Source organism: Micromonospora tarapacensis (assembly GCF_019697375.1).
In the GTDB taxonomy this organism is placed as follows: domain Bacteria; phylum Actinomycetota; class Actinomycetes; order Mycobacteriales; family Micromonosporaceae; genus Micromonospora; species Micromonospora tarapacensis.
In genome coordinates this window covers 1,577,928-1,597,872 of sequence record NZ_JAHCDI010000004.1, presented here as the reverse complement: position 1 = coordinate 1,597,872, position 19,945 = coordinate 1,577,928, and the positions used below count along the sequence as shown (strand labels likewise).

Here is a 19,945-nt window from a genome sequence, read left to right as displayed (position 1 = left end):
CTTCGACTCAGTCCAGCAGATCCGGCTGGGCCCGGACGATGTCGGTGTACAGCGGGCGGAAGTTCAGCCGGGCGATCGCCGGGGTGCCGATCGTGCGCCGGGTCTCGGCGGCCTCCGCCGCACCGATCAGGACGGGCCGCCCGGCCGCCTCGGCGAGCAGTTGCACCTGGCAGCTGCGGTCCATGGCGATGAACCACCAGGCCGCCTCCGCCACCGACGCGCCGACGGTGAGCAGCCCGTGATTGCGCAGCACCACCGCCTTGGCCTCGCCGAGGGCGTCGGCGATGCGTTTACCCTCCTCGTCGGCCAGCACCACCCCGGTGTAGTCGTCGAAGACGGTGTGGTCGTCGTAGAAGGCACAGGCGTCCTGGGTGATCGGATCCAGTGGACGGCCCAGGGCCGACCACGCCCGCCCGTGGGTGGAGTGGGTGTGCGCGGCGGCGACCACCTCGGGGCGGGCGGCGTGCACGTGCGAGTGGATGACGTACCCGGCGGGGTTGATCCGGCCCGAACCCGCCAGCACCGCACCGGCCGCGTCCACCAGCAGCAGATCGCTGACCCGCACGTGCCCGAAGTGCATGCCGAACGGGTTGATCCAGAACCGGTCCGGCTCCTCCGGGTCGCGGGCGGTCACGTGGCCGCCGGCTCCCTCGTCGAAACCGTAGCGGGCGAAGAGCCGGCAGGTCGCGGCGAGTTGCCGCTGCCGACGCAGGCGCTCCTGCGCCGGGGTGAGCCCGGTCATCCGCAACCTCCCGCGGTGTCGGTGTCGAACGGCGCGCCCGCCACGACCGCCGCGGGGCGCCTGCCGTCGGGCTCACCGGCGGATCGGCGTCGGGCCGCCAGGCGGCCAGGAAGTGATCGACCCGGTCCAGCCCCCAGAACCTGTGACGGCCCCAGCGCAGGTACGGGATGCCGAACACGTCGTCGTCGTACGCGGCGGCCAGGCAGTCGATCCCCTCGGCCCGGATCTCCGCGTCGTCCGGGGCGGCCTGGGCGGCAGCCGGGTCGAATCCGGCCGCCACCGCGGCGCGGGCGATCACGTCCGCGGTGCAGATGTCCTCCCCACGCTCCCACCGGGCCGCGACCAGCGCGTCGTAGAACGGCACCGCCCGACCCGCGCGGCGGGCCGACAGCCAGGCCAGGTGCGGCAGTTCCCACCACGGGTCCACGTCGATCGGCCAGGCCATCGTCAGCCCCGCCTGCCCGGCCAGGCGCTTGGTGTCCTGCAGGATGTAGAAGTGCTTGGCCCGGCTCATCTGCACGTAGTGCAGCTCCGCGCCCCGTTCCGCCAGCCCCGCGGAGGTCTTCGCGTCCGGGTCCCAGTACGGAAAGCAGTCGACCCGGTCGAAGATGTCGGGCACCTCGCGCCGCAGCCGGTGCAGGGTCAGCCAGCTGTACGGGCTGCGGAACGAGAAGTACAGCCGGGGCGGTCGCTTCATGCCACACCGCCGGACAGGGCGCGCAGCACCTCGTCGTCGAACTCGGCCAGCTCACCGGCGCGCGGGCCGGCGCTGATCGCGTACCCGTGCAGGATGGTCGCGGTCGCGGTGTGCACCAGCCGGTCACCGCGGCGCACGTAGCAGTCCATCCGGGCGTCGAACATGACACCCCGCAGCACCCCGGTCACGTTCAGCACGGTGTGCACCTCCTCCTCCATCCGGGCCGCCTCGACCAGCCGGATCCGGGCCCGGGAGACCACCGGGATCCAGGACCGCTCGCGGACCAGCCGGCCCACCGAGATGCCCCGGGCGGCCAGGAAGCGGTCCACCACCTCCTCCAGCGCCCGCACGTAGCCGGAGTGCTGCACCCGGTCGGAGAAGTGGCAGTAGAAGTAGGGTGCCCGCCAGCTCCACAGGAACGCGTTCGACCCGGGTGGGGTCAGCACGTCGGCGACCGTCTCACCGGCGCCGAGCGGGCGGTGGTCGGGGTGCGCGACCGCCGCGGCGGCCCCCACCGTCGGCACCACCAGGTCGGCCAGGTGTGCGGGGGCGGGTGCCGAGGTCGTGGCCGCGGGCTCGGTGACCAGCACGACACGTACCCGGCCCCGCAGCACCACCTGGTCCCGGCCGTCGCGGTGCACCGTCATCCGCACCGCCAGCCGGCCGCCGGACTCCCCGGTCACCTCCACCCGCGCCTCGTCGTCGACCTCCAGCACGGCCGGCAACTGCACCGAGCAGTCGACGACCTCGACGCCCAGGCCGTGCTCGTGGAAGAGGTCCCGGGCGCCGGGGCCCCGATCGCGAAACCATTGCAGCACCGCCTCCTCCACGAGGTAGACGAAGTGCTTGAAGCCGATCCAGGTACGGATGTTGGCCCCCTCGTAGCGGGGCCGCCCGACGAGGACCGTCAACGGGGCGGTGGACACACTGGTCAACTGTCTGCTCCTGTCGTCAGGGACGTACCGTCACCCGGCTCGCCGCACCGACGAACCGGGCGGCCTGCTCCGCCACCTCGGCGGCGTGGCGGACGTGGCAGAAGTGGTCGTAGTGCTCGTGCACGAGCAGGGTCGCCCGGGGCATGTCTCGGCCCAGGGTCGCGGCGGCGGCCGGGGAGAGCGTCGGGTCGGCCCCGCCGGCCAGGATCAGCGTCGGGGTGTCCACCGTGCTCAGCGCGAGCCCGCCGCTGCTGACGAACTGGTCGAAGACGGTGAGGAAGCCGGCCGGGCCGATCCGGTCGATGGCCTTGGCGATCATCGAGTCGAGGACGGCGTCGTCCAGCGTGCGCAGCCGCTCGCCGATGCGCAGCCGCAGCCCGTCGTGGATGTGCCGGTCGAAGGTGCGCCGGGCCCGGTCGAAGACCTGCCAGGTGATCGGCTGCTCCGGCGGGCAGTACAGCGGGCACAGCAGCACCGTGGCGCGGGCCGGTCGCCGGCCGCCGGACATCAGCTCCAGCGTCGCGTTGGCCCCGAAGGAGTGCGCCACGATCGTGTCCGCCGGCCGGGGCAGCTGCTCCAGCCCGGCGTCCAGCCACTGGGCCACGCTGCCCTGACGGCGCCACCGGTAGTCGTTCCCGGCCCGCCACGGCAGGTCCAACGCCAGCACCCGCCAGCGCGGATCGAACGCCCGCACGAGCGGCCGCCACGACTCCCAGGAGTCCTCCAGGCCGTGGGCGAGCACCACCAGGTCTCCCCCGGCCGATCCGGCGGCCAGCTCGTGCACCGTGGGTGGCGCGATCACCGGTCCGCTCCTGGCCCGCCGTCGAGGATGGCCGCACACCGGCCGTCGGGGGTGGTTGTCTCGGGCACGGCGCCGGTGCCGAGCAGCGTCTCGCGCCGGCCGTCGGTGTCGTCGCCGCAGGCGACGGCGATCGGGCCGGCCGCGCCGGCGTCCAGCAGCGCCGCGGCCAGCGCCAGGTTGACCACCCCGGCGGCGCCGTAGCAGTCGCCCCAGCGCGTCGCCGGATCGAAGCCGCCGGGGCCCAGCAGGCACGTCGCCCGGTGCGCGTCGGCGGGCGACAGGGCCGGCCCCACCCCGGTCCCGGCGGCGCAGGTGAGCACCAGGCAGGCAGCGCCGGCGCGCAGCATGGAAGCGCGGCCCGCCTGGTGCAGTCCGGTGGCCACCTCGTCGGCCGGTTCGGCGCCCACCACCAGCACGCGCTCGGCCCGGCCGGCGCGCAGCAGCAGGGTCGCCGCGCGGACGGCGTCGAGGCCGGCGGTGGCGCCCGAGCAGAGCATCAGGTTCGCCGCGCCGAACCCGAACCAGAGGCCGATCGTGCTGGAGAGCACGTTGCTGGAGGCATTCGGCGCGGCGAGCGGGCTGACCGCGCGACCGCCCTCGGCGCGGACGGTCCGCACCAGGCCGGCGACGGTGGCCACGTTGCCGAGGTTGCCGGCGACGACCACCGCGGTCGCCGGGTCCACCTCCGCCGGGCGGGTGCGGCCGGGCGGCAGGCCGAGGGCGCGGTGCACCGCGCACAGCGCCAGCCGGGTGGCCGGCTCCTTGTACAGCAGGCCCTTGCGGCCGAGCGTCTCGTGGGCACGGTCGGCCGGCACCGCGCCGGCCAGGGCCTCGGACAGCCGCTGTGGTGACACCCCGGACCAGTCGGCCAGGTCGACGGCGAGGGCACCCGCGTCGGGCAGGTGCAGACTCCAGCCGGCCACCCGCACCGGCACCGTGGCACCGGGCGCCGGACGCCGCGGACCGGCGGTGCCGGCACCGCCGGCCGGTGGCGTGGCCCGGGCCGGGCCGGCGCCGGGCACGGGCCGCCCCGGACCGGCGGCGGTCAGGGGGCTGGTCACGGGGCCTCCACCAGGGTGACGGCGTTGACGCCGCCGAATCCGAACGCATCGCACTGCACCAGCCGGGGGGCGTACCCGGTGGCCGCGCCCGCGAAGCGCAGTCCGGTGCCCTCGGGCAGCGGGTCGCGCAGCCCCACCACCGGCGGCACCCGGCCGTCGGCCAGGCACCGCCAACCCACGTCCAGGTTGACCAGCGCAGCCGCGCCGGAGGTGTGCCCGGTCGCGCCCTTCACGGCGGTCACCAGCGGGTCGGCGCCGCCGGCCAGGAGCACCTGCCGGATCGCCTCGCACTCGGCGGGGTCGTTGAGCGCGGTGCCGGTGCCGTGCGCCACGACCAGGTCCACCTCGGCCGCGTCGCGACCACCCCGGGCCAGCGCGTCGCGCATCGCGCGGCCGATACCCGCCACGGACGGGGCGGTCTCGTGGTGGGCGTCGCAGGACAGACCGGTGGCCACGATCCGGGCCAGCGCCGGCCGGGCGTCGTCGTCGGGCACCAGCACCACCGCGGCGGCGCCGTCACCCAGCAGCACGCCCTGCCGGTCCGCGTCGAACGGGCGCACCGCGTCGGTCGGACGGTCGACGACCCGGCCGATCATCGCCAGCATCGACTCCGTGGTCGCGTCGACACCGCAGACCAGCACCGCGTCGGCGTCGGCGAGCATGAGCAGGTCCTCGGCGAGGGCCAGCACGTGACCGCCCGCGCTGCACGCGTTGCTGACCGTGATCACTTCCCGCAGACCGGGCACCGCACCGCGTACCGCGTCGCCGAAGTGCAGGCGGTGCGCCGGGACCGCCGGGCCGCCGGTGGCGTACGCCTCCACCGCGGCCAGTTCCCGCAGGCCGGTGCCGACCAGGGCGACCATCCGGCGCCGCCGGGGTCGAGGCCGGCGGCGGCGATCGCCCGCCGGGCGCAGTCGGCGACCCAGCGGCTGGCCGCGAAGCCCCGCGCCGCACCGTCGTCGATGTGGTAGCCGTGGGCGACGTTGAGGGCGGACGGTTCGCCGTGCCGCAGCGGCCCGATCCCGCTGCGCCCGGCCAGCAACGCCGCGAAGGTCTGCGGCCCGTCGCCGAGGCAGGTCCGCAGTTCGCTAGCGGTCAGCCGCGCCGGCACCTGACCACCCCTGACGATCGCGGCGGCGGTGCCGCCGTCCGGGCTGCGCGCGGTCAGCAGCGCCAGCCGCGAGGCCGTCCCGGCGGGCTCGGCGGCCAGGAAGGTGGCGAGTGCCAGCCCGCCGGCGGCCGCGTCACAGCGGCCGAACAACCGGCCGACCCGCATCCGGGCCGGGACGTGGCCGAGCGCCGCGCAGGTCGGGGTGAACTCGTCGGTGTCGTCCGGTCCCGTCTCGCCGGTGAACACGTGGGCGATGTCCGCCGGGTCGATGCCGGCACGGCGGACGGCCCGGGTCACACAGCCCGTCAGCGCCCGGTCGGCCGCCGGGCCGCCACCGGGCCCGTACCCGGTGGCCAGGGCGAGCACCTCGGCCTCGCGGCGCGCGCCGGCCCACGGGGGCTGGTCGGCGCGGGTGAGCAGGAACACCGCGGCGGCCTCACCGGTCGGGACGGGCTGCCCGGTCAGCCAGGTGGTCCAGGCCCGGTGCGGGCTGAACTCCTCGACCGCACCGACCAGCATCGCGTCGACGTAGCCGCGGGCGATGGCGTTCGTGCCGTAGCGCAGCGCGTCGAGGAAGGCCAGCGGGCCGGTCGCCACCGTGGCGTTGACGCCGCGCAGGCCGTGCCGGATCGCCGCCTGCCCGGCGGCGCAGTTCATCACGGTGTTGGGAAACAGCACCGGGTTGACCAGGTACGGCTTCTCCTGGACCAGGGTGTCCCGGGTGTAGTCGCTGGTGGAGCGGAAGCTGCCCAGCGAGGTACCCAGCACCACACCGAGCCGCGACCGGTTGGTGTCGTCCACCGCGACACCCGCGTCGCGCAGTGCGTCCCCGCAGGCCACCACGGCCAGGGCGGTCGCCCGGTCGTAGAAGCTGGTGCCCTTGCGGCCCAGATGGGCGCGGACGTCGAAGTCGACCAGCGCGTGCCCGGTCGGGGTGGGCAGCGGCTCGTCGGACAGGCTCGTCACGTCGACCGGGGCGGTCGGCACCGGCTCGACCGGCCCGGTGCCGCCGGTCCCGGCGGCGACCGTGACCGCGTCGGCGGCCAGCCGCTCGGCCAGGGCGGCGCGGCCCACCCCGGCCGCGCTGACCGTGCTCCATCCGGTGATCACGACCCCGCTCATTCGACCGCTCCGATCAGGACGATGGCGTTGTTCCCGCCGAAGGCGAACCCGTTGTTCTGCACCACCCGCACGCCGGCCTCCCGGGCGGTGTTCGGCACCGGGTCCAGCCCCGCCAGCGCCGGGTCCGGATTCGCCCAGTTGATGGTCGGCGGCAGGAAGCCGTGCGCGATGGCGAGGGTCCCGGCGATCGCGCCGAAGCCACTGGCCGCGCCCATGGTGTGGCCGATCATGGATTTGATCGAGCTGACCGGTGGCACCCGGTCGCCGAACACGTCGAAGATGGCCTGGGCCTCGACCGAGTCGTTGGCGGGAGTCCCCGTGCCGTGGGCGCAGATGTAGTCGATGTCCTCCGGTTTGACCGCGGCGTTGCGGTGCGCCGCGCGCATGCACGCGGCGATGCTGGCGCGATCCGGCGCGACCGGGTGGTTGGCGTCGCAGTTGACGCCGTACCCGAGCACCTCGCCGTAGATGCGGGCGCCACGGCCGAGTGCGTGGTCCAGCGTCTCCAGCATCAGCATCGCCCCGCCCTCGCCGGTGAGGATGCCGGAACGGTCCCGGTCGAACGGTGAGCAGGCGTCGGCGGTGAGCGCCCCCAGCCGGAAGAAACCCGCGTGGGCCCACCGGCAGACCGAGTCGGCACCGCCGGCGAACATCACGTCCGCCTCACCGGTGACCAGCGTGTCGTACGCGTAGCCGATGGCGTAGTTGCTGGCCGAGCAGGCGGTGGCCAGGGTCAGCGACTCCCCGGCCAGTTCCAGCTCGGTGCTCACCGCGTGCGCCAGCCGGCCGGCCGGGACCTGCCGGAGCAGGTCCGGATCCATTGCGCCGAAACCACCCTCGACCTGCTGGGCGGTCACCGCCTCGACCACCACCGACTCACCGCTGGTGGTCCCGACGACCGCCCCGGCCCGCTCGGCCGCGACCGTCGCCGGGTCGAGCCCGGAGTCGGCCAGGGCCAACCGCGCCGCGGCCGCCGCGAACTGGCTGGACCGGCCCCACCGCGCCGGCTCGATCCGGCGCAGCAGCGCCTCGGGGCGGAATCCGGGCACCTCACCGGCGTTGCGGCGGGGAAATCCGCTGGCGTCGAAGCTGCGGATCGGTGAAATGCCGGACCGGCCCTCCCGCAGGCCGTCGGTGAACGCGGACACGCCGATCCCGATGCTGGACACCGGGCCGAGCCCGGTCACCACGACCCGGTTCACGGCTCAGGCCTGGCCGGCAGAGTGACGCACCACCGCGTCGTAGACCGCCTTGAGGTTGTTGAGCATGGGCAGCTCCGACTGCGGAATCTCGATCTTGAACTTCTTGTCGATGCGGGCGAGGATCTCGATGGCCCGCAGCGAGTCGGCCTCGTAGTCCTCGGCGAAGTCGCCGGTCTCGGTGATCTCCTCCGGCTCCAGCTCCAGCACCTCCGCCACGATCTCGCGGAGTTCGGCCATGCGGGGGTCGGTCTGCGTCATGACGGGTCAGCCTTTCCGAGGGAGGATTGACGAAGCCGGTGCCGTTCCGCGCCGGGACGGGCCCCGGACGGTGGGTGCGCCGGCCGTACTCGAGGTGGCGGTCACGGTGCCGGTCGGGGCCGTGAGCGCCGTACGCCGGCGCCGGGCGGCCATCAGCGTGCCGACCCGGGCGATGCGGCGGTCACCGACGTACGTCTCACCGGTGGCGAAGGCGGTGTCGGCGATCACCCGTTCCAGGTGCACGACGTGACGCAGCACGTCACCCGGGTAGGCGGCGATGTCGAAGGCGAACTCCCGGGCCCCGACGAACATCAGCACGTGGTCGTCGCCGACCGGACCATCGGCGTCGGCGAGCCAGAGCAGCGCGGCGGTCTGCCCGAGCGACTCCACCATCAGCGACGCCGGATAGGCGTAGTCGCCGGGCGGCGCGTCGTCGGTCAGGTCCCGGTAGCAGGGTTCGGTCGCGGTGACCGTCTTGACCGCCTCGATACGTTCGCCGGGCGTCATCGCCAGCACGCGGTCGACCAGCAGCAGCGGATAGCGCTGCGGCAGGAGAGCGCGGACCTGGTGGTGTTCCAGCCCTCCCCCACCGGTGCCGGTACCGGCGGGCGCGCGACCGCCGGCCGCCGGGAGGCCGGCCGCGTCGCCACCGTCGAAGCTGGCGCGCAGCGTCACGGTCACCGTGTCGTCGGCGCGGCGGCCCGAGGCCTTCACCGCCCACCGGTCGGGTCCGTCGCGGGTCACCAGGATGTCGAGGGTCAACCGGTCCGGCGGCAGCAGCGGGGCGAGGAAGCGCACCGCGTCCACCGAGCGGAGCCGCAGTCTCGGCCGGCCGGGGTTGCGCAGCGCGATGTCGACCGCCTGGACCAGCGCCTCGACGATGAAGACACCGGGAAAGACCGGGAAACCGGGAAAGTGGCCGCACAGGTTCGGATCGTCGAGGCGGATCGGCACCCCGGCGACCACCTCGATGTGGTCACCCACCACACCGACCTGCAGGTCGTCCACGGCGGCCAGCGGTGCGGCGCCGGGCGGGCAGGGCTGGCCGGTGACCGCGACCGGGGCTGGGGCGTTCACAGCGTGATCCCCCCGTCGACCTGGAAGACCTGACCGGTGACGTAGCCGGCGCGCGCCGAGCAGAGGAAGGCCACCAGGTCCGCGACGTCCTCGGGGCGGCCGAAGCGGCCCAGCGGGATCTGCCCGAGGGCCTGTTCACGCAGCTTGCCGGAGAGGGCGTCGGTCATGTCGGTCTCGATGAAGCCCGGTGCGACCACGTTGACCCGGATGTCGTACCGGGCGACCTCCTTGGCCAGCGACCGGCTCAACCCGATGATCCCGGCCTTGCTGGCCGCGTACGCGGTCTGGCCGGTGTTGCCGTAGACGCCGGCCACCGAGGACATGTTGACCACCACTCCGGTCCGGCGTTTCATGAACCGGAAGGTCAGCGCGCGGCAGAAGTTCCAGGTGCCGGTGAGGTTGGTGGACAACACCGCCTGCCAGTCCGCCTCGCTGGCGAGCACCAGCGGGCTGTCGCGGGTGATGCCGGCGTTGTTGACCAGGCAGTCGATCGGGCCCAGCGCCTCCTCGGCGGCACCGACGAACCGCTCCACCGCGGCCAGGTCGGTCACGTCGCAGGGCGCGAGGTACACCGGCACCCCGAAGGCCGCCACCTCCGCCCGGGTCTTGGCCGCCGCCTCGGTGGCGTTGCTGTAGCACCCGGCCACCGCGTATCCCTGTTCGGCGAGGCGAAGCGCCGTCGCGCGGCCGATACCCCGCGAGACGCCGGTCACCAGAGCTCGGAGCTGAGTGGTCAAGCCAACCTCCCCTGTCGGACGCCTGCCGACTGGATGTAACACAACACAACACTGACGGGTGTGTCGTATCTTCTCCGCGCCAACATACTGGCCCATCGGCGACGCGATCAGCAAGTAGTGTCGTATGTTTTCTTTGGCATACCGACGGGCGCCGCGTCGAGTTCGGCGAGCACATGCGCAGTGTGCTGGCCGGGTGCCGGCGCGCCGTGCCGGACCCGGGTGGGCGTACGCGAGAACTTCGCCGGCGGCCCGACGATCGGGGCGCTGCTGCCGTCACTCAGCACGGTGGGCTGCAGCATGGCCCGCTGCGCCAGGTGCGGATCGGCGACCACCTCGGCGACGGTGCGCACCCGGGAGGCCGTCAGGCCCCGCCCGACCAGCTCGGCGACCGTGCCGTCGGCGGCCCGGGCGGCGCACCAGCCCGCCACCACCGCGTCCACCTCGACCCGGTTGGCCAACCGGTCCGCCGCGCGGGCGAACCCCGGCGCGCGGGCCAGTTCCGGGCGGCCCATCGCCTCGGCCAGCGCCCGCCAGTGCCGGTCCAGCGCGACGGCGAGGTAGACCTGCCCGTCGACGCAGGCGTAGACGTTGGCGGGCACCACGAAGTCGGTCTGGTTTCCCCACCGTCCGGGCGGCCGGCCCGCGGCGGCGAGGGTGTGCAGCCCGGCACTGCCGGCGAGCATGGCGTCGAACATCGCCACGTCGACGTGCTGGCCCTCGCCGGAACGCCGACGGTGCCAGAGGGCGGCCAGCGCGCCGATCGCGCCGTGCAACCCGGCCAGTTCGTCGGCGAGGAACGTCGGCGCCCGCACCGGGCCGCCGTCGGGGTCGCCGTTGAGCGACATCCAGCCGCTGGCCGCCTGCACGATCGGGTCGTACGCCCCCGCGGTCCGCCGGTCGCCGTACTGGCCCCAGCCGGAGATCGAGACGAGGACCAGGTCGGGGCGGACGGCCCGGCACTGCGCCCAGCCCACCCCCCAACCGTCCAGGGTGCCGGGCCGGTAGTTCTCCACCACCACGTCGGCGGTGGCGACCAGCCGCAGAAACGTCTCCCGGCCGGACGGCTCGCGCAGGTCGAGCCCCACGCTGCGCTTGTTCCGGTTGACGGTCTGCCGGAACCAGGACAGGCCGGTGCCCGGGATCCGTGGCGGCACCTCGCCGTCGCGGCCGTGCGGAAGCTCCACCCGGATCACGTCCGCACCCAGATCCGCGAGGATCGCGCTGGTCAGCGGGCCGGACCAGACCTTCGTCACATCCAACACCCGGACACCGTCCAGCGGCCCCGCCAGATCGTCGCGGGCCTCGCGGAAGAAGTCCCCGGCGTCGCGGTACGACGCTGCGCCATCCATCGGGATCACATCCGTTGCAGGATCGAGGCGGTGCCCAGCGCGCCACCACAGCACATCGTCACCAGGGCCAACTCCCGGTCGGCGCGCTCCAGCTCGTGCAGCGCGGTGACCAGCAGCCGGGTGCCGGAGGCACCCAACGGATGGCCCAGCGCGATCGCCCCGCCGTTGACGTTGACCCGGTCCAGGTCGGCGTCGTGAGCCACCGCCCAGCCGAGCACGACCGCCGCGAAGGCCTCGTTGACCTCGGCGAGGTCGATGTCGGACAGCCGCATCTTCGCCCGGTCGAGAATCTTGCGGGTCGCCACCACCGGCCCCTGCAACAGCAGGTACGGGTCGGAGCCGGTGACCACCTGGTGCAGCATCCGGGCCCGGGGGCGCAGCCCCAGCGCGGCGGCCCGCTCGGCCGACATCCACAGGAGGGCCGCCGCGCCGTCGGAGATCTGCGAGGTGGTGCCGGCGGTGTGCGTCCCGCCCTCGATGGTCGGCCGCAGCGCGGCCAGCCCTTCCGGGCTGGTGTCGCGCAGCCCCTGGTCCCGGGTCACCTCGACGGTGCCGCCGTCGGCGGTGGGGGCACGCACCGCGACCACCTCGGCGTCGAAGCGCCCCTGCGACCAGGCCCGCGCCGCGCGCGACTGGGAGCGCAGGCCGTACGCGTCGGCGGCGGCCCGGTCGACGCCGTACCGGGCGGCGATCCGCTCCGCGCCGCCGAACTGCGCCTTCGGCGGGTCGTCCCAGGGGTAGTCGGCGGTCTTGTAGTGCCCCGGACCCTGGTAGAGGTTGGTGCCCACCGGCACCCGGGACATCGACTCGACCCCGCAGGCGATGCCCACGTCGATCACCCCGGCGGTGATCAACGCGGCGACCAGGTGATTGGCCTGCTGCGCCGACCCGCAGGACGCGTCCACGGTGGTGCAGGCCACCTCCGGGTCGAGCCCGGTGCTCAACCAGGCGTTGCGGGTGACGTTGAGGCTCTGCTCGCCGACCTGGGTGACGCAACCGCCGATGATCTGGTCCACCTGCGACGGCGGCAGTCCGGCCCGGTCGAGCACCTCCCGCTGCACCGTGCGCAGCAGCTCGACCGCCTTCAGCCCGCTGAGCCAGCCGTCCCGCCGACCGATCGGGGTACGCGCCGCCGCCACGATCACCGCCTCCGCCACGGCACTCACTCCTCCCGCAGCGACAGGGCAAGCTTCGGACAACCGCGCACAGCCGTCTCCACCTGGGGCAACTGCTCCGCCGTCGGCCGCTCGACCAGCACGTACATCAGGTCGTCGTCCCGGATCTCGAACACCTCGGGGGCGCTGTCGGCGCAGATCCCGTGGCTGTCACACCGGTCGTAGTCCACGACTATCCACATCGTCTTCTCCCACGCTCCTGTCGGATTGGCCGGGGCACGCCAACGATAGATGACGCATGTAGGATTTGCCGACAGGTAGAAGCAACAGACACTTGCGCCGAAGAAGACACTTCGCATAGCGTCGGGCGGTCCGCTCCGGCGGAAGCTTCCCGTCCGGCACGTCCAGGAGGCCGACCATGCTGACCGGATGCGTCCCCTGGCCCGACGAGTTCGCCCGGCGCTACCGCCGGGACGGCCTCTGGCGTGGCGAGGTGCTGGGTGACCTGCTGCGCGGCTGGGCAGCTCGCGACCCGGCCCGCACCGCCCTGGTGACCCGCCACGGCCGGCACAGCTACGCCGAGCTGGACACCCGGGCCGACCGGCTGGCGGCCGGTCTGGTCGCGCTCGGCGTCGGCGCCGGCGACCGGGTCGTCGTGCAGCTGCCGAACACCCCCGACTTCGTGGTGACGTGTGTGGCGCTTTTCCGCGTCGGCGCGCTGCCGGTGCTCGCCCTGCCGGCCCACCGCCGGGCCGAGCTGAGCTACCTGGCTGAATACTCCGGCGCGGTGGCGCTGGTGGTGCCCGACGTGGTCGCCGGCACCGACCACCGGGACCTGGCCCGGGCGGTCCGCCAGGCGGTGCCCGGGGTCAAGCACGTCCTGGTGGCCGGCGACGCGCAGGAGCTGACCGCGCTGCGCGATGTCGACGCCGCGCCGGTGGACCTGCCCGCACCCGACCCGTCGGAGGTGGCGTTCTTCCTGCTCTCCGGCGGCACCACCGGCCTGCCCAAGCTGATCCCGCGCACCCACGACGACTACGCCTTCCAGCTGCGGGCCACGGCCGAGGCGATGGGCTTCGACGAGCACGGCGCCTACCTCGCCGCGCTGCCGGTGGCGCACAACGCCGCGCTCGGCTGCCCCGGCGTGCTGGGTGCGCTGCGGGCCGGCGGGCGGGCCGTACTGGCCGCCAGCCCGGCCCCCGACGAGGTGTTCGCGCTGATCGCCGCCGAGCGGGTCACCCTGACCACCCTGATGCCGGCCCTGCTGCCGGTGTGGACGGAGACCGCGGGCATCTTCGGCGCCGACCTCTCGAAGCTGGTCATCGAGGTGGGCGGCGCCACGCTCAGCCCGGAGGTGGCCCGCCGGGTCCGCCCCGCCACCGGCGCCACCCTGACCCACTGGTTCGGGATGGCCGAGGAGTGCTCTGCTTCACCCGCCCCGGCGACGGCGACGAGGCCGCCGCCACCACCAGGGCACCCCGCTCAGCCCGGCCGACGAGCTGCGCGTGGTGGACGAGGCCGACCGGGACGTCCCCGCCGGCGAGGTCGGCGAACTGCTGGCCCGGGGCCCGTGCACGCTGCGCGGCTACTACGCCGTGCCCGAGCACAACCGCAGCGTGTTCACCACCGACGGGTTCCTGCGCACCGGCGACCTGGTGCGCCGCGACGACGCCGGTCGGCTGGTCGTGGTCGGCCGGATCAAGGACGTGGTCAACCGGGGCGGTGAGAAGATCTCCGTCGACGAGGTCGAGGCCCATCTGGTGGCCCACCCGGCGGTGCGTACCGCCGCCCTGGTGCCGGTGCCCGACCCCCGGCTGGGCGAGAAGGCCTGCGCCGTCATCGTCGCGCGGGACGCCCCGCCCAGCCTCGCCGAGGTCCACGACTTCCTGCGTGCCCGCGGGCTGGCCGAGTTCAAGCTGCCCGACCGGCTGCACGTCGCGCCCGAGTTGCCGTACACCCCGGTCGGGAAGATCGACCGGCGCGCGCTGGCCCGCGAGCTGACAGCATGAGCGAGCGTCAGCGAGTGAATCATCAGCTCAGTGGGGTGGTGCCTCATGCCGGCACGGAGCGCAGCGGAGTGCCGGCATGAGTAGCCGCCCGCCGGCCACCGCCGGCACGGACACCGACCGGGTGCTCTGGCTCGACGGGCTGCCCGCCGACCAGCTCGCACCCCGGCCGCCGCTGGACGGCGACACCACCGCCGACGTGGCCATCGTCGGCGCCGGCTACACCGGCCTGTGGACCGCCTACTACCTGAGCGCGTTGCATCCCGACCTGTCGGTGGTGGTGATCGACGCCGGACAGGCCGGGTTCGGCGCCTCCGGCCGCAACGGCGGCTGGTGCACGGCCGAGATGCCCGCGCTGCTGCCGGGTCTGGTCCGCCGGCACGGACCGATGGCCGCGATGCGGCTGTACCGGGCCGGTCAGCGCACCCTCGACGAGCTGCGCCGGGTGCTCGACGCCGAGGGAATCGACGCGCACTGGCGGCACGACGGCTCGCTCTACGTGGCGCGCAGCGCGCCGCAGGTCGACCGGCTGCGGGGCTGGCACGAGGTGCGAAGCCGGCTCGGCATCGGCGGACTCACCCTGACCGTCGGCGCGCCGGCCGCCGAGCAGATCGGGCTGACCGGCGTGCGGGCCACCGCGTACACCCGCACTGCGCCGCCGTGCAGCCGGCCCGCATCGCCCGCGGCCTGCTCGCCGCGGTCGAACGCCGGGGTACGCGTCGCCGAGGGCACCCGGGCGACCCGGATCGCACCGGGTCTGCTGGTCACCGACCGCGGCACCGTCCGGGCCCGCTCGGTGCTGTGCGCCACCGAGGGCTACACCGGGCGCCTGCCCGGGCACGCCCGCCGGGTACTGCCGCTGCACTCGTACGTGCTGGCGACCGAGCCGCTGGACGCCGCCGCCTGGCAGCGACTGGGTCTGAGCGACCACCGGACCGTCGCCGAGTCCCGATACCAGTTCGGCTACCTGCAACGCACCCTCGACGACCGGCTGGTGCTCGGCGGCCGTGGCGCCTACTACCGGTTCGGCTCCGCCACCGACCGTGGGACGGCCGCCGGGCGGCGGGCGCACGACCGGCTGCGGCGCACCCTGGCCGAGTTGCTCCCCGACCTGGCCGACGTGCCCGTGTCACACCAGTGGAGCGGCGTGTACGGATTGCACCGACACACCGAGCCCGAGGTGGTCTACGACCGCGAGACCGGGCTCGGTCACGCGGGCGGCTACGGCGGCGAGGGCATCGCGCTGAGCAACCTGGCCGCCCGGTCGCTGGCCGCCCTGGTCGCCGGGGTCAGCCGGCCGGAGACCCGGTTGTGCTGGGTGGACAACGCCTCGCGCCGCTGGGAGCCGGAACCGCTGCGCTACCTCGGCGTACGGGGGGTCAGCGCGGCCGCCACCGGGGCCGACCGCTACGAGCACCGCACCGACCGGACGGCGCCACTGGCCCGGCTCGCCCTGCGCGCCATCGTGTAAGCCCTGACCAGCGACGAGGAGGCTGGCGTGGACGATCCGCAACGGATGCGCAAGGTCTGGGAGCTCATCTTTCAGCAGTCGGTCGCCGACGACTCCGACTTCTTCACCGACCTCGACGGCGACTCGATGGCCGCCGCCGCCCTCGTACACCACGTCGCCGAGGAGTTCGGCGTCTCGCTGCCGTTGTTCGAGGTGTTCGACCGCCCGACGCCCGCGGAACTGCTCGTGGCCGTCCGGGAACAGCTCGCGGTCGGCTGACCGCCGTCAACGCCAGCGAGGAGCACGATGGACCAGCTCACGGCAACCGGGTTCGGACTCAGCGACCTGCAACAGGCCTACCTGATCGGTGAGCTGGGCGACTTCCAGCTCGGCGGCCCCGCGCTGTTCTACGAGGAGTACGCCTGCCCGCCCTTCGACATCGACGCGTTCGGCGCGGCCGTGGACACCCTCGTCCGCCGGCATCCGATGCTGCGCTGCGCCATCGACGACGACGGCCAGGTGCGGATCCTGGACGATCCGCCGTCGCCGCTGGCGGTGCGGTCGCTGCGGGGCGAGTCGCCACGGCGCCGCGCCGAGTTGCTGGCCGCCAGCCGCCGGGAGCTGGCCGGCGACGGGCCTCCGCTGGCCGGCCCGGCCGCCTTCCGGATGGTCGTCTGGTGCGACGAGGCCGAGTTCCTGGTGCAGATGGCGGGCCGGTTGATGGTCTTCGACGGCCAGTCCGGCGAGGTGTTCGCCCAGGAGTTGCGCACCGTGCTCGGCGGCGGCGTCCTCGCGCCGCTGGACTTCACCTACGAGCGGTACCGCCGGGAACTGGAGCAGCGCCGCGACGGCCCGGAGTACGCGGCGGCCCGCAGCTACTGGACCGCCCGGCTCGACGACCTGCCCGGTGCCCCGGAGCTGCCGCTGCGCCGGGGCGGGCGGCACGACGGCCCGCTGGTGCGGCGCACCTTCGCGTTGCCGGCGGAGCTGACCGACGCGTTCACCGCGGCGCTGCGCCGCCGCCGGCTCACCCCGACGATGGCCGTCGCCGCCGCGTTCGCCCGGGTGCTGCGGCACTGGAGCCGCCAGCCCCGGTTCACCGTGAACGTCATGTACGGCGAGCGGCTCAACCTGCACCCGGACGTGTCACGGCTGATCGGCAGCTTCGCCAGCACCCTGCTGCTGGAGTGTTCGCCGGCGGGCGGCGGGAGCGACTTCGCCGCCGACGCGACCGCGCTGCGCTCCCGGATGCTGCGCGACATGGCCCACGGCGCGTTCAGCGGCGTGTCGGTGATCCGGGAGCTGAACCGCCGATCCGGCACCGTCTCCGGCGCCCGGATGCCTGTGGTGTTCACCAGCATGCTCGGGTTGGGCTCCGACGGCGACCCGGTCTTCCTGGAACTGCTCGGCTGGCAGCGTCGCGAGTCGCTGGTCCGCACCCCGCAGGTCGCCTTCGACCACCAGGTGTTCATGCGGTCCGGCGAGATGGTGTTCAGCTGGGACACCGCCGACGGCCTCTATCCGGACGGCCTGGTCGACGACATGTTCGCCGCGTACCGGCGGCTGCTGGTCGACCTGGCCACCGACGACGCGGCCTGGGCCTCGGCCGGCGGTGACCGGTTGACCCCGGACCGGCAGCTGGCGGTGCGGGCGCAGGTCAACGACACCGCCGTCGAGGTGGCCCCGCAGACGCTGCACGGCGGTTTCCTGGCGCAGGCGCGCCGCACCCCGGACGCCGAGGCGGTGCTCACCCCGACCGGCGCGGTCACCTACCGGCAGCTGCGGGCGCGGGCCGGTGCGGTCGCCGCCGCCCTGCGGGCGGCCGGGCGTGGCCCGGGTGACCTGGTCGCGGTCGTCGTCGACCGGGGCGTCGAGCAGATCGCGGCGCTGCTCGGGGTGTTGCTGAGTGGCGCCGCCTACGTGCCGGTCTCGCCCGCCTGGCCGCTGCGGCGGCGGGCGCAGATCCTCGCCGGTGCCGGCGTTCGGGCCGTGCTCGGTCAGTCCGACGACGACCTCGACGGCGCGCCCGCCGACGCCGTACGGTGGCGCCTGGGCGACCTGCCGGCGGGCGACGACCTGCCCGACCGCGAGGCGGCCGACGTACCGGAGGCGCTGGCGTACGTGATCTTCACCTCCGGCACCACCGGCACACCCAAGGGCGTGATGATCCGCCACCAGAGCGCGGCGAACACCGTGGTGGACATCAACGATCGCTTCGGCGTCACCGCCGCCGACCGGGTGCTGGCGGTCTCCGAGTTCACCTTCGACCTGTCCGTGTACGACGTGTTCGGGCTGCTGGCCGTCGGCGGCACGGTGGTCGTGCCCGACCCGGATCAGGCCCGCGAGGTGGTGCACCTGCACGAGCTGGCCTGCCGGGCGGGGGTGACGGTGTGGAACTCGGTCCCCGCCTACCTGGCGATGTTCGTCGACTACGTCCGCGCTGCGCCCGAACGGGAACGGCCGAAGGCGCTGCGGGTGGCCATGGTCAGCGGCGACTGGGTGCCGCTGCCGCTGGGCCGCGAGCTGGCCGAGATCGCACCGGCCGCCCGCTGCGTCGCGCTCGGTGGCGCCACCGAGGCGTCGATCTGGTCGAACTGGTTCGACGTGCCGGCCAGCGTGCCGGCCGAGTGGACCAGCGTCCCGTACGGCTGGCCACTGCGCAACCAGCGCTTCCACGTCCTCGACGCCCAACTCGCGCACCGGCCCGACTGGGTGCCCGGGGACCTGTACATCGCCGGGCGAGGGCTCGCCGACGGCTACCTGCACGCGCCGGAGCTGACCGCCGCCGCGTTCGTCACCCATCCGGGCACCGGCGAGCGGCTCTACCGCACCGGTGACCTGGGACGGTACCGGCCGGACGGGGTGATCGAGTTCCTCGGCCGCGACGACCCGCAGGTGAAGATCAACGGCTTCCGGGTGGAACTCGGGGAGATCGAGGCCGCCCTGGTCGAGCAGCCCGGCGTCGCCGACGCCGTGGTGGTCGCCCGACGGGGCGAGCGGGGCGCGTCGCTGGTCGCCTTCGTCGCCGCCGAGACGGCACGGCCGGACCTGGCCGACGAGCTGCGCGCGGCGCTGGGCGCGGCGCTGCCCGCGTACCTGGTGCCGCCGGTGATCGACATCCGGGACGCGTTGCCGTTGACCGGCAACGGCAAGGTGGACCGCTCCGCGCTGGCCGCCACGGCCGCCGGGCTGGCCCCGGACGCCGGCGAGTTCCGCGCCCCGCGGACCGCCACCCAGCGGCGGCTGGCCGAGCTCTGGGCGGAACTGCTCGACGTGGCGTCGGTGGGCATCGACGACCCGTTCTTCGGCCTCGGCGGCAGCTCGCTCCAGGCGGCACAGCTGATGAACCGGGTCGAGCGGGAGTTCGGCAGCCGGCTACCGCTGGCCGCCCTGTACCAGCACCGGACGGTGGCCGAGCTGGCCCGGCTGCTCGACGCCCACGACCGGGCCGCCGCGACGTCGGCGGTGCAGCCGCTGGCCCCGGCGACGGGCCCACCGTCGTGCTGGTCCACCCGGTCGGTGGCGACCTGCTCTGCTATCGCGAGCTGGTCGAACGGCTGCGCGGCGACTGGTCGGTGCTCGGTGTCGCGTCGCCCGCGCTGGACACCACCGTCCCGGTGCCGCCGACGCTGACCGAGTTGGCCGGCGGCTACCTCGACGAGATCCGCGCCGTCCTGCCGGCGGGCACACCGGTGCGCCTGGTCGGCTGGTCGCTGGGGGCGGTGCTGGCGTACGAACTGGGCCGGCAGCTCTGCGCGGACGGCCGGGACTGCACCGCGGTATTGATCGACCCGTGGGTCGGCCCGGCCGGTGCCCCCGCCGCCCCGAGCGCCGGGGAGTTGGTCCGGGCGTTCCTGACCGATGTGACCCGGGGCGAGGTGACTGGCGAACTGCCCGCGACGGATACCGAACTCACCGCCGAGGAGACGCTGCGGGCGCTCTGGCCGCAGGTGGCGGGCTCCCGGCCGGACCTGGTCTCGCTCGGCCTGCCCGCCGCGCTGCGGCTGTTCGGCGTCTTCGCCGCGCACACCCGTGCCCTGGTCCGCTACGACGTACCGGCCGCACCGGGCCTGGACGCGCACCTGCTGGTGGCCCGGACCCCGCTCGGCGGCGCGGCCGGAGGTTACCTGGTACCGCTGGGTGACCGGCTGCCTGGCCCGGCGCCCCGCCAGCAGGTGCCGGGCGATCACTTCGCCGTGACCGACCCCGACAAGGTCGACGCGGTCGCTGCCGCGATCACCGCCGCGCTCTGTCCGCAACTTCCCTGACACTGCCGTCTCC

At 74.4% G+C, this 19,945-nt stretch carries 16 protein-coding genes and 4 pseudogenes; 6 read left to right on the top strand and 14 right to left on the bottom strand.

Annotation, left to right across the window (positions count from 1 at the left end):
• Window positions 1–7 precede the first annotated feature (7 nt).
• The 14 genes and pseudogenes from KIF24_RS13140 to KIF24_RS13070 form a co-directional block, all read right to left on the bottom strand.
• A complete protein-coding gene (locus KIF24_RS13140) occupies window positions 8–742 on the bottom strand; it encodes a class II aldolase/adducin family protein (RefSeq protein WP_221084277.1) in 735 nt (244 codons plus the stop codon).
• Window positions 739–1,439 (bottom strand): annotated as a pseudogene (locus KIF24_RS13135) (DsbA family protein). The gene KIF24_RS13140 and the pseudogene KIF24_RS13135 overlap by 4 nt, the downstream one beginning before the upstream one ends.
• Window positions 1,436–2,374, bottom strand: coding sequence for a thioesterase family protein (locus KIF24_RS13130; protein ID WP_221084276.1), 939 nt, complete (start codon window positions 2,372–2,374; stop codon window positions 1,436–1,438). The pseudogene KIF24_RS13135 and the gene KIF24_RS13130 overlap by 4 nt, the downstream one beginning before the upstream one ends.
• Before the next feature lie 16 nt (window positions 2,375–2,390).
• Entirely contained in the window at window positions 2,391–3,176 is a 786-nt protein-coding gene (locus tag KIF24_RS13125; protein WP_331461111.1) for an alpha/beta fold hydrolase, read from the bottom strand.
• Window positions 3,173–4,237, bottom strand: coding sequence for a beta-ketoacyl synthase N-terminal-like domain-containing protein (locus tag KIF24_RS13120; RefSeq protein WP_331461110.1), 1,065 nt, complete (start codon window positions 4,235–4,237; stop codon window positions 3,173–3,175). Before KIF24_RS13120 ends, KIF24_RS13125 begins: the two co-directional genes overlap by 4 nt.
• Window positions 4,234–5,348: pseudogene (locus tag KIF24_RS13115) on the bottom strand (beta-ketoacyl synthase N-terminal-like domain-containing protein). The gene KIF24_RS13120 and the pseudogene KIF24_RS13115 overlap by 4 nt, the downstream one beginning before the upstream one ends.
• Window positions 5,349–5,897: 549 nt before the next feature.
• Window positions 5,898–6,470, bottom strand: a pseudogene (locus tag KIF24_RS32755) (beta-ketoacyl synthase N-terminal-like domain-containing protein); the annotation flags it as partial.
• Complete coding sequence (locus tag KIF24_RS13105; protein WP_221084275.1) at window positions 6,467–7,672, bottom strand: beta-ketoacyl-[acyl-carrier-protein] synthase family protein; 1,206 nt, start codon at window positions 7,670–7,672, stop codon at window positions 6,467–6,469. The gene KIF24_RS13105 and the pseudogene KIF24_RS32755, both read right to left, overlap by 4 nt.
• A 3-nt stretch (window positions 7,673–7,675) precedes the next feature.
• Window positions 7,676–7,930 carry an acyl carrier protein gene (locus KIF24_RS13100; protein ID WP_221084274.1) on the bottom strand — a complete coding sequence of 85 codons (255 nt, stop codon included), beginning with the start codon at window positions 7,928–7,930 and terminating at the stop codon, window positions 7,676–7,678.
• A gap of 6 nt (window positions 7,931–7,936) precedes the next feature.
• Window positions 7,937–9,007, bottom strand: a complete 1,071-nt coding sequence (locus KIF24_RS32750; RefSeq protein ID WP_331461109.1) for a 3-hydroxyacyl-ACP dehydratase FabZ family protein — start codon at window positions 9,005–9,007, stop codon at window positions 7,937–7,939.
• Window positions 9,004–9,744: a 3-oxoacyl-[acyl-carrier-protein] reductase gene (gene fabG, locus KIF24_RS13085; protein WP_221084273.1), complete on the bottom strand. Its 741-nt coding sequence runs from the start codon at window positions 9,742–9,744 to the stop codon at window positions 9,004–9,006. Before fabG ends, KIF24_RS32750 begins: the two co-directional genes overlap by 4 nt.
• A 107-nt stretch (window positions 9,745–9,851) precedes the next feature.
• Window positions 9,852–11,093 carry a CaiB/BaiF CoA transferase family protein gene (locus tag KIF24_RS13080; protein ID WP_221084272.1) on the bottom strand — a complete coding sequence of 414 codons (1,242 nt, stop codon included), beginning with the start codon at window positions 11,091–11,093 and terminating at the stop codon, window positions 9,852–9,854.
• Window positions 11,094–11,098: 5 nt separating this feature from the next.
• A complete protein-coding gene (locus KIF24_RS13075) occupies window positions 11,099–12,250 on the bottom strand; it encodes a steroid 3-ketoacyl-CoA thiolase (RefSeq protein ID WP_221084271.1) in 1,152 nt (383 codons plus the stop codon).
• 5 nt (window positions 12,251–12,255) lie between these two features.
• Window positions 12,256–12,450, bottom strand: a complete 195-nt coding sequence (locus KIF24_RS13070; RefSeq protein ID WP_221084270.1) for a ferredoxin — start codon at window positions 12,448–12,450, stop codon at window positions 12,256–12,258.
• 176 nt (window positions 12,451–12,626) lie between these two features.
• On the opposite strand from KIF24_RS13070, the pseudogene KIF24_RS34470 reads away from it, so the two are divergent.
• The 6 genes and pseudogenes from KIF24_RS34470 to KIF24_RS32745 form a co-directional block, all read left to right on the top strand.
• A pseudogene (locus tag KIF24_RS34470) lies at window positions 12,627–13,628 on the top strand (AMP-binding protein); the annotation flags it as partial.
• 196 nt (window positions 13,629–13,824) lie between these two features.
• Window positions 13,825–14,217 (top strand): AMP-binding enzyme, encoded by a 393-nt coding sequence (locus tag KIF24_RS34460; RefSeq protein ID WP_331461108.1) that lies wholly within the window; start codon window positions 13,825–13,827, stop codon window positions 14,215–14,217.
• Between the two features lie 76 nt (window positions 14,218–14,293).
• Entirely contained in the window at window positions 14,294–15,685 is a 1,392-nt protein-coding gene (locus KIF24_RS13060; protein WP_221084269.1) for an NAD(P)/FAD-dependent oxidoreductase, read from the top strand.
• 27 nt (window positions 15,686–15,712) lie between these two features.
• A complete protein-coding gene (locus KIF24_RS13055; RefSeq protein ID WP_221084268.1) occupies window positions 15,713–15,943 on the top strand; it encodes an acyl carrier protein in 231 nt (76 codons plus the stop codon).
• Window positions 15,944–15,970: 27 nt separating this feature from the next.
• Window positions 15,971–19,297, top strand: coding sequence for a non-ribosomal peptide synthetase (locus KIF24_RS13050; protein ID WP_230415544.1), 3,327 nt, complete (start codon window positions 15,971–15,973; stop codon window positions 19,295–19,297).
• Window positions 19,192–19,932, top strand: coding sequence for a thioesterase domain-containing protein (locus KIF24_RS32745; protein WP_331461364.1), 741 nt, complete (start codon window positions 19,192–19,194; stop codon window positions 19,930–19,932). The genes KIF24_RS13050 and KIF24_RS32745 overlap by 106 nt, the downstream gene beginning before the upstream one ends.
• Window positions 19,933–19,945: the final 13 nt, after the last annotated feature.